The 11,928-nt window shown below is 72.5% G+C and carries 11 protein-coding genes and 4 tRNA genes; 9 read left to right on the top strand and 6 right to left on the bottom strand.

Annotated features, from left to right (window positions below; translation table 11 throughout):
* Nucleotides 1-29: 29 nt before the first annotated feature.
* The 4 genes from B056_RS0101470 (at nucleotide 30) to B056_RS0101455 (ending at nucleotide 2,813) form a co-directional block, all read left to right on the top strand.
* Nucleotides 30-494 carry an NfeD family protein gene (locus tag B056_RS0101470; protein WP_026239208.1) on the top strand — a complete coding sequence of 155 codons (465 nt, stop codon included), beginning with the start codon at nucleotides 30-32 and terminating at the stop codon, nucleotides 492-494.
* 40 nt (nucleotides 495-534) lie between these two features.
* A complete protein-coding gene (locus B056_RS0101465; protein ID WP_018500125.1) occupies nucleotides 535-1,506 on the top strand; it encodes an SPFH domain-containing protein in 972 nt (323 codons plus the stop codon).
* A 275-nt stretch (nucleotides 1,507-1,781) separates the two neighbouring features.
* Nucleotides 1,782-2,315 (top strand): DUF3145 domain-containing protein, encoded by a 534-nt coding sequence (locus B056_RS0101460; protein WP_018500124.1) that lies wholly within the window; start codon nucleotides 1,782-1,784, stop codon nucleotides 2,313-2,315.
* Nucleotides 2,316-2,519: 204 nt separating this feature from the next.
* Entirely contained in the window at nucleotides 2,520-2,813 is a 294-nt protein-coding gene (locus tag B056_RS0101455) for a DUF4193 domain-containing protein (RefSeq protein WP_018500123.1), read from the top strand.
* Nucleotides 2,814-2,906: 93 nt separating this feature from the next.
* Here B056_RS0101455 and B056_RS0101450 read toward each other — a convergent pair whose 3' ends face one another.
* A complete protein-coding gene (locus B056_RS0101450; RefSeq protein WP_018500122.1) occupies nucleotides 2,907-3,503 on the bottom strand; it encodes an isochorismatase family protein in 597 nt (198 codons plus the stop codon).
* 115 nt (nucleotides 3,504-3,618) lie between these two features.
* Here B056_RS0101450 and B056_RS0101445 point away from each other — a divergent pair, with 115 nt between their 5' ends.
* The gene (locus B056_RS0101445) at nucleotides 3,619-4,428 is read left to right on the top strand and encodes a DUF3097 domain-containing protein (protein WP_018500121.1); all 810 of its coding nucleotides are present in this window, start codon (nucleotides 3,619-3,621) and stop codon (nucleotides 4,426-4,428) included.
* Nucleotides 4,429-5,089: 661 nt separating this feature from the next.
* On the top strand, nucleotides 5,090-5,968 hold the full coding sequence (locus tag B056_RS0101440; RefSeq protein WP_026239206.1) for an N-acetylmuramoyl-L-alanine amidase: 879 nt from the start codon (nucleotides 5,090-5,092) through the stop codon (nucleotides 5,966-5,968).
* 220 nt (nucleotides 5,969-6,188) lie between these two features.
* On the opposite strand, the gene B056_RS0101430 is transcribed toward B056_RS0101440, so the two are convergent.
* From B056_RS0101430 to B056_RS0101420, 3 genes are all read right to left on the bottom strand, one after another.
* Nucleotides 6,189-6,263: transfer RNA gene (locus tag B056_RS0101430), tRNA-Val, on the bottom strand.
* 13 nt (nucleotides 6,264-6,276) lie between these two features.
* Nucleotides 6,277-6,348 (bottom strand) — tRNA-Cys (locus tag B056_RS0101425).
* Nucleotides 6,349-6,391: 43 nt separating this feature from the next.
* Nucleotides 6,392-6,463, bottom strand: a tRNA-Gly gene (locus B056_RS0101420).
* A gap of 557 nt (nucleotides 6,464-7,020) precedes the next feature.
* On the opposite strand from B056_RS0101420, the gene B056_RS34675 reads away from it, so the two are divergent.
* On the top strand, nucleotides 7,021-8,157 hold the full coding sequence (locus B056_RS34675) for a chorismate-binding protein (protein WP_018500118.1): 1,137 nt from the start codon (nucleotides 7,021-7,023) through the stop codon (nucleotides 8,155-8,157).
* Nucleotides 8,158-8,304: 147 nt separating this feature from the next.
* On the opposite strand, the gene B056_RS0101405 is transcribed toward B056_RS34675, so the two are convergent.
* Complete coding sequence (locus B056_RS0101405; protein WP_018500117.1) at nucleotides 8,305-8,736, bottom strand: SsgA family sporulation/cell division regulator; 432 nt, start codon at nucleotides 8,734-8,736, stop codon at nucleotides 8,305-8,307.
* Between the two features lie 538 nt (nucleotides 8,737-9,274).
* Between B056_RS0101405 and B056_RS0101400 the strand changes: the two genes are divergently transcribed.
* Nucleotides 9,275-9,346 (top strand) — tRNA-Val (locus B056_RS0101400).
* Between the two features lie 268 nt (nucleotides 9,347-9,614).
* Here B056_RS0101400 and B056_RS0101395 read toward each other — a convergent pair.
* Nucleotides 9,615-11,039, bottom strand: coding sequence for a cytochrome P450 (locus B056_RS0101395; RefSeq protein ID WP_035749832.1), 1,425 nt, complete (start codon nucleotides 11,037-11,039; stop codon nucleotides 9,615-9,617).
* A gap of 303 nt (nucleotides 11,040-11,342) precedes the next feature.
* Here B056_RS0101395 and B056_RS0101390 point away from each other — a divergent pair, with 303 nt between their 5' ends.
* On the top strand, nucleotides 11,343-11,912 hold the full coding sequence (locus tag B056_RS0101390; RefSeq protein ID WP_018500115.1) for an HIT family protein: 570 nt from the start codon (nucleotides 11,343-11,345) through the stop codon (nucleotides 11,910-11,912).
* Nucleotides 11,913-11,928 lie beyond the last annotated feature (16 nt).

Here is an 11,928-nt window from a genome sequence, read left to right as displayed (position 1 = left end):
GGCTAACTGATCTTATTAGGGTGATGGTCATGGCGGACGAGGTCGTGTGGATCATCGTCGCCGGCGTGCTCGTCGTCGGCGAGCTGCTCACGCTCGATCTGGTTCTGGTCATGTTCGCGCTCGCGGCACTGGTCGGAGCGGGCCTCGCCGTCCTGGGGGCCGATCTGATCGTGCAGCTCGTGGGGTTCGCGGTCGCGGCCGGCGGGCTCACGTTCGGTCTGCGGCCGGTCGCCCGCCGCCATCTCACCAGCGGCCCCGTGCTGCGCACCGGAACCGAGGCCCTGGCCGGGGCGCCGGCCGTCGTGCTGGAGCGGGTCGACGGGACGACCGGCCGGGTCCGGCTCGCCGGCGAGGTCTGGTCCGCGTGGGCGTACCCGGCGACGGACGAGTTCGAGGTCGGGACCACCGTGCGGGTGCTGCGCGTCGACGGCGCGCACGTGCTCGTGCACGCGGACGCGGAGCTCGGGGACACCGCGCGCCGGGAGCTGGATTAGGGCGCGGCGACACCGCGCGCCGTGAGCTGGAGGAGTGAACATGGGCGGAGTCATCGCCGCCGCGGTCGCGGCACTGGTGGTCCTGATCTTCCTGGCCCGGACGGTGCGGATCGTGCCGCAGGCCCGGGCGATGGTGGTCGAGCGCCTCGGGCGCTACCACCGCACGCTGACCCCCGGCCTGGCGATCGTGCTGCCGATCGTCGACCGGATCCGGGAGCGCATCGACCTGCGGGAACAGGTGGTCAGCTTCCCGCCGCAGCCGGTCATCACCGAGGACAACCTCGTCGTCGGGATCGACACCGTCATCTACTTCCAGGTCACCGACCCGCGTGCGGCCACCTACGAGATCGCCGACTTCATCCGCGCCATCGAACAGCTCACCGTGACCACGCTGCGTAACGTGATCGGCGGAATGAACCTCGAGGGCACGCTGACCTCGCGCGACCAGATCAACGGGCAGCTGCGCGGGGTGCTCGACGACGCGACCGGTCGGTGGGGCATCCGGGTCAACCGGGTGGAGCTCAAGGCCATCGACCCGCCCCGCTCCATCCAGGACTCGATGGAGAAGCAGATGCGGGCCGAGCGTGACCGGCGGGCCGCGATCCTGACCGCCGAGGGCGTCAAAGCCAGCGAGATCCTGCGGGCCGAGGGTGAGAAGCAGGCCGCGATCCTGCGGGCGGAGGGCCACCGGGAGGCCCAGATCCTCACCGCCGAGGGTGAGGCGAAGGCCATCGGCACCGTCTTCGGCGCCATCCACGAGGGCGACGCGGACCAGAAGCTCCTCGCCTACCAGTACCTGCAGATGCTCCCGCGGCTGGCCGAGGGCCAGGCGAGCAAGCTGTGGATCGTCCCCAGCGAGCTCACCGCCGCCCTCGGCGGCCTGGCCGGGCCGGGCGGCCTGTTCGACGTCGGCAGCCGGGCGTCCGGCCCCTCCGGCCAGGTCAGCCCGTCCGGCCCGGTCAGCCCGGTCAGCCCGGTTGACCCGCCCGGTCCGGGGCCGGACCGCGACTGACGGTCCGCGACTGACGGGTCGGGCCGGACGGGACGGGCCGGACGGGCCGGACTCGGACCTGCCCATCGCCTGTCCGCGGCCGGGCCGGTGGGCCCGCGCGGCCCGCGGACCAGCCCATCTGTCGGGGTGGGGGTCACCACATGTGGCACCAGGGGAGGGGGTGGGTCTAGTCCTTGAACGCCGGTCATGGCACGATCGACTGGTATTCGAGGGGTCCGACGTGACGAGACGCAGGGGAAGGCGTTCCTCGTCGACGGAGGTCCCGCGTGGTGGCAATGTCCTCGACAGCTCGTGAGCTGTCTTCCGGCTCGTCGTCCTTCGCCGTGCCGGGCAAGTTGGCGGTGCTCGCATGTCCGCCGGCACTGTGCCCGCACCTGGAGTTCGCCGTGTCCGGTGCTCTGTCCGCCCCGGTCTCCCTGACCTGGACGGCGCAGCCGGGCCGGCCTGGGTTCCTGTATGCCGGTCTGGAATGGCGGGCGAGCCCGGGAACCGCCGGGCGGCTCGCCGCCGTCCTGCGCCGGTTGGGCCATGTGACGTTCGAGGCCGTCGAGGGGCCCTCACCCGGCTGCGACGCGGAGCGTTACTCCTTCACTCCCGATCTCGGCCTGCACCGGGCCGCGATCGCCGCCAACGGGGACGTGGTCGTCGGCGAGGCGGCGCTGCTGGCCCTGATGGAGCGGGGCGAGGGACGGGAGACCCTTTCCCGGGGCCTGCACCGACTGCTGGGAACCGCCTGGGACGACGTCCTCGAGCCGCTGCGCCGCGGGGCGCACGGAGCTCCGGTCACCTGGCTGCGCCGTACCGGGTGACGTCCACCGACGACATACCGCACCCGGGGAGCGTGTGCGGGAGATTGCCCCGTTAGCGGCTCGTGTGGGTCCTTGTGAGCCCGTGCTCACCTGCCTGTGGTCAAGCCCACATCGTGTTCGCGTGGGCCTGACGGGCACATACCCCCGGGGTCGTGCGTTGTGGGTTGCGCACGACGAGCGCACAACCTTTCTGGGAGTACTTCAGTGGCCACCGATTACGACACCCCCCGCACAGCCGATATCGAGGAAACCTCGGAGCAGAGCCTCGAGGCGCTCAAGGCCCGGCGGGCGGACGCGGCGGCCGACCTCGGTGACGATGTCGATCCGTTCGAGACCGAGCTCGGCCTGCCCGGCGCCGACCTGTCCGGAGAGGAGCTGACCGTCCGCGTCCTGCCTCGGCAGGCAGATGAGTTCACCTGCACCAGTTGCTACCTTGTCCACCACCGCAGCCAGCTCTACGACGCCCGGCGGATGGTGTGCCGGGACTGCGCCGCCTGAGGAGCGGCTTCGCACCGACAGCGGCACCGCCGCGGGAGCCCGCGGCAGCGCCGCGGCGGGTGACCCGGCGGGGCGGCGTCAGCCGCCTCACCGTCAGACCGGGCCCTCCACCCGCACGCCGGCCTCGACCATCCGGGTGATCGCGCGCTCGCGATCACCCTTCATTAGTTCGACGAACCGGGTCAGCTCCAGCGGGAGCGTCACCTCCAGACCCAGCGCGCGGGCGTCGAGCGCCGTCTCCAGCACGCAGTAGTCGCCCGCCAGGCCCACCACCACGACCGTGCCGACCGACCCGGCGGCGAGCCGCTCGCCGAGCACGGTCGCCGACCGCTCGCCCGAACGCGGGTCACGGACGGAGAAGCCCGAGTACCCGTCGCGCCCGTCCACGCCCTTCCGGATGACCTCACCGGCCACCGTCAGCCCGGGACACAGCCGCGCCCCGGGCGTGTCGCGCACGCAGTGCGGCGGCCAGATCCCGCCCTCGGTGACGAAGTGCGGTGTGGACGGCGGGTGCCAGTCCTGGGTGTAGAAGACCGGGCAACCCGCGCTCGTCGCCGCCGCGATCTCCCGGTTCACCCCGGCGACGACCTCCTCGCCGCCGGCGACGTAGAGGCTGCCCCCGGGAGCGGCGAAGTCGTTCTGCAGGTCGATGACGACCAGCGCCACCCCCGGCCCGTACCGCGTCGCCATCGCGCCCCACCTCGATCCGAGCGTCGCGCTCCGCCCGTGGGTTGCTTCCCGCCGGTGGGTGGAGGACGGCGTGTCGTCGGGAATGCCCGTGCCTGTCCCACTGTAAGTTGCGGGCGTGCGCAGCCGCGACTACGGACACGACGTCCTGGCCCAGCCTGAACGCCGGGCGCCCAGGAAGCCCCGGACGGTCGAGATCGAGCCGGACCTGGTGGTCGAGGACGCCGACTCGGGCTACTGCGGGGCGGTCGTCGGCGTCGAGGCCGGTGGCGTGATGCTCGAGGACCGCCGTGGGCGCCGCCGGGTCTTCCCCCTCGGCGAGGGCGGCTTCCTCCTCGACGGCGAACGGGTCACCCTGGCCCGCCCCCGTCCGGCCGCGCCCGCCCGGCCCAGCCGTACCGCCTCGGGATCGATCGCCGTTCCCGGCCTGCCGGCGCGGGTGGCCCGCGCCAGCCGCATCTACGTCGAGGGCCTGCACGACGCCGCGCTGGTCGAGCGGGTGTGGGGCGACGACCTGCGGATCGAGGGCGTCGTCGTCGAGCCGCTGGACGGCGTGGACGACCTGCCGTCGATCGTCGCGGGCTTCCGGCCGGCGGCCGGGCGTCGGCTCGGGGTCCTCGTCGACCATCTCGTCGCGGGGTCCAAGGAGAGCCGCATCGCCGCGGAGGTGGCCGGCGAGCACGTGCTCGTCACCGGGCACCCCTACATCGACATCTGGCAGGCCGTGAAGCCCTCTTCGGTCGGGATCGAGGCCTGGCCCCGGGTGCCGCGCGGGCAGCCGTGGAAGGAGGGCGTCTGCCGGGCCCTGGGTGTCGCCGAGCCGGCCGACATGTGGCGCCGGGTACTGGGCGCCGTCAACTCGTACGCCGACCTCGAACCGGGCCTGCTCGGGGCCGTCGAGCGGCTGATCGACTTCGTCACCGAGTAGCTCGGCCGCGTCGGGGTGACTCGGCCGCGCCGGGTCACCCGCCTCGGTCACCCGCCTCGGGTCGGCCGCTCCGGCCCGTGGCCACCTCGCGTCTCGCGCCCCGACCGGGATCTCCGGCCCCGACAGCGGTTCGGGCCGCGGGCGGACCGCCAAGGCAGGACCGGACTCGTTATGTATCGGACAAACTTCGCGAGATGCCGGGTGGCCTGCTCGCCGTTTCATTTCGTTCTCGCCCTCTCGGAGCGGATTCGGCCTAGATCGACCCCCGAAACGGCGAGGGGGAAACGAAAGGGCGAGAAGCCAACCCGGGCTCCCGGCGCTGCCCACGCCCTTCCTCTCCGGCCCGGCCGATGTCCGGCCCTCCCTCCCCGCCCGGCCGACGTCCGGTCGGCCCTCGCCGGCTCTGCCCGGCCCGCCTGGCCGGTCGATGACGGTCTGGGACCTGCTCGACGGCGGCCGTCGAGACCCCCGACCCGGGACCACACGGAGCCTCGGCCGGGGTCTCCGTGGCCGCCCCCGATGAGTCCGCGCGGCGGTCGGTCGCGTACGGTCGGGTCGGACTTTCCGGTCTTCCGGCCCAGCCCCGCGGATCTCGCTCCAGTCAACGCCGGACGCCGGACAGGCCGTGCCCAGGAGGGGGCGGACAGAATCGGGGGCTGACATGCCCGGGTACACCCCCAGGAGGGTCTCGCCCTACGTGTTCCTCGGCGTGGCCTCCCTGCTCGCCATAGCCGTCGCGCTGGCCGGGATGGCCTTCTGGCCCGGATCGTCGGACCCGGGTCGGCGGCCTCAGGCGGCCTCCGCGGCGGCGATGTCCCTGCGTGATCCCCATGTGCTGGCCGGCCGGACGATCGTGCTCGACCCGGGGCACAACGGCGGGAACGGCGCCGCCGGGTCGGTCATCAACCGCCTTGTCGACGCCGGTGGGTTCCAGAAGGAATGCGACACCGCCGGCGCGGAGACCGAGGCCGGATATTCGGAGCACGCCTTCACCTTCGATGTGGCGACGCGGGCCGCGGGCCTGCTGCGCTCCCGCGGGGCGACAGTGATACTCACCCGTGATGACGACACGGGTATCGGTCCCTGCGTCGACGAGCGGGCCCGGATCGGAAACGCGGCCGGCGCGGACGCGGTGGTCTCCATTCATGCCGACGGCGGGCCGGCCGAAGGGAGCGGATTTCACGTCATCGCGCCCGCGGCCAGTCCGGACGGCGGAAACGGGGGCATTCTCACCGCCTCGGCACGACTGGCGGATCTGCTGCGCGGCTCCTTCGGCGCGGCGACCGGCCAGCGTCGGGCGGACTATCTGGGGGAGGACGGGATCACGGTCCGGTCGGATCTCGGCGGGCTCAATCTCTCTCGTGTTCCCAAGGTCTTCCTCGAGTGCGGAAACATGCGCAATCCGGGTGACGCCGGGCGGATCGGCGACGCGGCCTGGCGGCAGCGGGCGGCCGAGGGCATCGTCGACGGCCTGGCGGCCTTCCTGGTAAGCGGCCCGTCCGGCGCCGAGCCCGGTGCGGCCGGGCCGGCGGTGGGCTAGCCGGCCCCGAGCGGGCGTGGGCGCCGAGCCCGAGCGGGCGTGGGCGCCGAGCCCGAGACGTGGAGGCCTACCCGAGCCTGAACCCGGACTGGCGGTGGCCCGGTCCGGTCCGGCCGGGGACCCGGCGGGCCGCCGACGACTTCCCGCCGCTTCCCGCGGCGGTCTCGGAAACCAGAAAAGCCATCCCCTGAGGGATGGCTCTTTGCGCTGGTGGCGCGGATGGTGGGCGATACTGGGATTGAACCAGTGACCTCTACCGTGTCAAGGTAGCGCTCTCCCACTGAGCTAATCGCCCGGAACCTGATCAGAGGCGGAGGCGGGAATCGAACCCGCGTACAGGGCTTTGCAGGCCCTTGCCTAAACCACTCGGCCACTCCGCCGTGAAAGGCCGTGATGGCTTTACTTCTGACCACACCGCTTCCGAGCGGACGACGGGATTCGAACCCGCGACCCTCACCTTGGCAAGGTGATGCTCTACCACTGAGCCACGTCCGCATGCTCCGCTATTGCTTCTGCCGCGAGGAGGAACTTACCACGAGCAGGTGGGGCGCCGGTCTGGCTGGCGTCCCGCTTGGCGGTGCAGGTAGCACTCTAGCGGACGATCGGGGCGGTCGTCGAATGTGGGCGCCACCGTGCCGAGATGTCGCCCGGATGTCGGCCTGGTGTCGCTGAGGTGTTGCGTTAGAGCGTGATCTTGGTGTTGCCGGTGTGTCGGCGGGTCGCGCGGGCCTGGTGCGCGGCGGGTGGGGCCGGGCCGGCGGCGGGCGCGGGGTGGAACCGGCCGGCGGATCGGCCGGCATGGATGCTCGCCGGCCGGCTCCGCGGGGATCGGGCCTGGTGGGGAGTGGCCCACATCAGGGGTAGACGGAACAGGGGTGGACGGGCGGGGGCGCGTAGACAGGGGCACAGGGCAGAACCTCCGCCGTCTCCGGCGTAACGCGCACGGTGACCTGGGCGTGGGGTACGGCAACTACGGCGATACGGTGATCGGGATGACAGTGGCGAATGGGGGCACAAGGCGCGGGGGCTCGACGGACAGGAGCGGCACGAAGGTGCGTCTACGAGCGACCGGCGGGCCCGTCCCGGCGCGGGTACGCGGCCGGGAGTCCTATCTGCTGGCGGGCGGCAGGCTCGCCACCGGGGTCGTGGAGGTGCACGACGACCTCCGGGTGCTCGACCGCGGCGGCTTCTGGGGTGTCGTCGTCGACTTCGAGGGCCGGACCCGCTGCGTCCGGTTCCGGCACGTGCGCCCGGCGCCCGACGTCACCGCGCTCGCGGCCGGCCCGTGGCGCGGCCCCGCCCGCGCGGACTGGGTGACGAGCATGGACGCGGCGGCCTACATCGCCGGCGTCGACGCGATCCGGTCCGAGATCGCCGCCGGCGAGGTCTACCAGGTGAACCTGTGCCGGCTGCTCTCGGCGCCCACGCTCCCGGGCGCGGCGGGCACCGACCTCGCCGCGCTGGCGAGCGTCCTGGCCGCGGGTAACCCCGCTCCCTACTCGGTGGTGCTCGACGCCCCCGAGGCGGGCGTGCGCATCGTCGGGGCCTCGCCGGAGCTCTTCCTGTCCCGGGAGGGTGATCTCGTCCGGTCCGGTCCGATCAAGGGCACCGGGCGGACGGTCGCGGACCTGCGGGACAAGGACGTCGCCGAGAACGTCATGATCGTCGACCTCGTCCGCAACGATCTGGGACGGGTCGCTCGTCCAGGCAGCGTGACGGTGCCCGCGCTGTGCGCGGTGGAACGACATCCCGGGCTGGTGCACCTCGTGTCGACCGTGCAGGCCACGCTGGCGCCGGGGGTGGGCTGGGCGGAGCTGTTGGCGGCGACCTGCCCGCCCGGTTCGGTCTCGGGCGCACCCAAGTCGAGCGCGCTGCGGATCATCAGTGAGCTGGAGCCGGTCGCGCGCGGCCACTACTGCGGCGGCATCGGCTGGGTGGACGCCGACAGCGGGCGCGGCTGGCTGTCAGTGGGAATCCGTACGTTCTGGCTCGCCGACGAGCGCATCTGGTTCGGGACGGGCGCCGGCATCACCTGGGGGAGCGACCCGGAGGCCGAATGGCGCGAGACCGAGCTGAAGGCACACCGGCTGCTCGCCCTGGCCTCGTCACCGGGGCGGGACGGCCGGCCCGGGCCCACCTCGCCGCCGCGTGAGGCGGCCCGGACGCGCCGGATCGTGGCGGCCCGCTGACCGCTGAGACGGAACGCCGCTTGCCGCAGACAGCAAAACGCCTGGTGGGGATGGTTCCCCACCAGGCGAATGGTCGTGCGCCTGATCTGTGCCGGAAGTGCCCGCACCGGCCTGCCAGGGTCGGACACGGTGCCGACCCTGGTGAGATCACCGCTCGGGGCCGCCCCAGATCAGCAGGGCGAGTTCGGCATCCAGGTCGATGACGTCGCTCTCGCCGCCGAGCGGCACGGCGGAGTACGTGCGGCGCAGGAAGGCCAGCACCTCCGCGCGCGGCATCTCGAACAGAGCGTGACCGGATGGACTGGACAACGACAGGCAGACGATCCGCCCGCCAGACTGCGCGGCGGGCCAGACCTGGACATCGCCGTCGCCGGCTGGCCGGCGCACGCCGTCGCTCAGCAGCTGCCGGGCGAATGTCCATTCGACGACCTCGTCGGCGCCGGTACGGAAGCCGATGCTGACCGCATAAGGGTCGGCAGGCTCGTAACGGACGGTGGCGGCGACCGGAACCGGGGCGCCGCCGGGAACGACGAGCCGAAGGGCGAGTTCTGCGGTGATCGAATCGTGACGAATAGTCATCGGGCGGCCTCTCATGGTGCGTGGTGCGGGCGAGCACCCGTGTAACGAGATAGTTCCCTCTCTGAGTCCCGTTGAAAACAAGGTTATGCCAAGACAACATCCGTTACGGCGATTCGGGCGAGTTGCCCTACCCAGGAAGCCCGACCGAAGTCCTCAGAGAAGACCCGGCCGGCGCGGTATGCGCGGCCGTCGGCCTTACGTGGCCGGACGATCGCTGTCCGCGTTCGACTGAGGGTTCCCCCGAGCACAATGGCCGTTCTGCCGAGGCCGTGCCACTCATAGCCTTCCCTGTCCGGACCCGTCTCAACCACGGCGAGTCCCGGTCAACCCGGCGCTGTCCGGCGATCGGCCGGAGGGTTGACATGCCCGCATCCGTCCGGCGGCCACCCCCGTCCGACGCCCCGTCCCGTCCGTGTAAGCTGAGTCCAACCTCAGCCGGGGCGCAACACGTCCCAGCCGAGGATCGGTTCCGGAAGATCGTCCAGGCTCGAGCCCCTTGTGCGGGGGTATCCGGTAGGGTGTTCAACCAGACCAAATCGGGCGTATAGCTCAGTGGTAGAGCGCTGCCTTCACACGGCAGAGGTCCGTGGTTCGAAACCACGTACGCCCACGCGATCGGGGGCTTTCTGGTCGATCCCCTTTGGGGGATCTTTCCGGGGGTCTCGCGTTGTGTCTGCCGGGGGGCCCAGCCCCCCGAACCCCCCAGGTGGTTGGCTGGGGGGTTTTTTGTTGTTTGGGGTGGCACTTTGGTGGGGGTGCCGGCTGGTGGCTGGGGGTGCTGTGCGGCTGGTGGGCGGAGGGGCTGAGGTGTGGCTGTGGCTGGTGACGTGTGCCGGTGCGGCTGGTGGCGTGAGGGCTGGTGGGTGATGGCGTGAGGGCTAGTGGGGCTGGTGGGTGGCGGGGGTGGGGTGGGGAACGCGGGGGCGGGCGGTCATCTGCAGGGATCGGGGGCGCAGGGTTACTCGGGGGACGGGGGTCACCGGGCGGCCGGGGGTTGGCGCCAGGGTTCGGACGGAGCTGATCGCGGCCAGGGCCAGGGCGCCTTCCATCTCGGCGAACGTGTTGCCGATGCACTGGCGGGTTCCGCCCCCGAAGGGGAAGTAGGCGTACTTCGGGCGGCTGGGGTCGGGGGTCAGCCACCGCTGCGGGCGGAACTCCCCGGGGGCGGGCCACCAGGTGGGATCCCGGTGGATCACCCACTGGCTCAGCAGGACGTTCGTGTCCGCGGGCAGGTGGTGGCCGGCGAGGGTGACGTCCCTCGTCGTGCGGCGCAGCAGGACCCAGGCGGGCGGGTACAGGCGCAGGGTCTCGCTGAACACGGCCCGGGTGTAGGGCAGCTCGGTCAGGTCCCCGGTGGTCGGCTCGCGGCCGCCGAGGACGTCGTCGAGTTCGGCGTGCATCCGGTCGCGGGCCTGCGGGTTGCCGGCGAGCAGGTGGTAGGCCCAGGTCATCGCGTTCGCGGTGGTCTCGTGGCCGGCCAGCAGGATGGTCAGCGCCTCGTCGCGGATCGAGGTGTCGTCCAGCGGGGCGCCGGTGTCGGCGTCGCGGGCCGCCAGCAGGGTGGACAGCAGGTCGGAACCGGCCGCGCCGCGGGATCTGCGCTGCTCGATCAGTTCCATGACCACGGCGGTGAGGTCGTCCCGCGCGTCGTGGGCCGCCCGCAGCGGGCCGAGCGGCAGGTGCCGCTGCAGGCGCAGGGCTCCCGGGAGCACCGCCAGCCGGGACAGGCGCATGTTCGCGGCGACGGCGCGGCGCACTCGCCGGACGACCTCGCTGTCGACGTCGACGCCGAACACGGTGCGGGCGACGATGGCGAGGGTCAGCTCGCTCATGTCGGTGTGGACCTCCCGGCGCGAGCCGTCCGCCCAGCCCAGCGCGGCGGCGCGGGACAGTTCGGAGACCGCCGCGCCGTAGCCGGCGATCCGCTCGTGGTGGAACATCGGCTGGATCAGCCGGCGGCGGGTCCGGTGCAGGTCGCCGCCGCTGGTGAGCAGGCCCGACCCGAGCAGCAGCGCCAGCGGCTGGACGCCCTCGCCCGGCGGCATGGTGCGCCGACGCAGGCCCTTGGCGTAGGCGCGCTGCTCGCGCACCAGGACCTGCTCGACCGCGTCGGGGTCGCACACGAGGTGGAAGCCGCCGCGCCCGACGGGCACCCGGACGATCGGGCCGTAGCTGGCGCGCAGCCGGGTGAAGAGGCTGAGCGGGTCGGCGAGCAGCTCGCGCAGGAACGCCGGGGTGGCCCGGGCCGGCCCCGGGGCCGGTGCCCCGGTGTGCCCCGTGATGCGCAGGCGGTCGATCGACATGTGCGGCTCCAGGAGGCACTGCGGGCGGCGGCCCCGTACCGCGCCCTCGGTAGCCATCCTGGACCCCGGACGGGCGGTCGAACGCCCCGTCCCTCGCTGCCGCGGGCGGCCTGCGCCGGCCACCCGCGCGTGGCACGCGGATGGGTACCGTGGTGTCTCGGACGGGTACCGGTGGGCCGGCTGGTGATCGGCGGCGGCGGGTCGGGGCTCGCGGGGCGCGGGAGGCGGCAGCGTGGTGAGGGTTGCGCAGGTCGGAGGGCGGGGCCGAGGGGAGCCGATCCCGCCGGTGTCGGGGCCGGGCTGGTGAGCGCGACCGCGGCGCCGGACGGCACGCCCCTCGACGAGCAGGCGGGTGTCGGCCATCCGGACGCCTTCCAGCGTCTTTACACGCCGCATCGCATGGCTTACATCAAGGGAGCGGGGCGGTCCCCGGACGACGAGTGCCCCTTCTGCGCCATCGTGGCGATGACGGACGAGGACGGTCTCGTGGTCGCGCGGGGAAAATCCGTATACGCCGTTCTTAATTTGTATCCATACAACGCCGGCCATTTGATGGTGGTTCCCTACCGTCACGTCGCCGACTACGCCGAGATGGACTACGACGAGACGGTGGAGATGTCGTTGTTCGTCCAGCACGCGCTGCGCGCGTTGCGGGTGGCCAGCGGCGCGCACGGGTTCAACACCGGTATGAATCTGGGCTCGGTTGCCGGTGCGGGAATCGCGTCCCATGTGCACCAGCATGTTGTTCCGCGCTGGGGCGGTGACACGAACTTCATGCCCGTCGTCGGCGCGACCCGGGTGCTGCCGGCGCTGCTCGGCCAGACCCGGGAGCTGCTCGCGCAGGCATGGCGGCGCACCGAGCGGACGGCCTGACCCACCCGCGCGGAGC

The organism is Parafrankia discariae (genome assembly GCF_000373365.1).
Lineage (GTDB): Bacteria > Actinomycetota > Actinomycetes > Frankiales > Frankiaceae > Parafrankia > Parafrankia discariae.
Note: the sequence above shows the minus strand (reverse complement) of the source record. Positions and strands in the feature narration are given on the sequence as shown.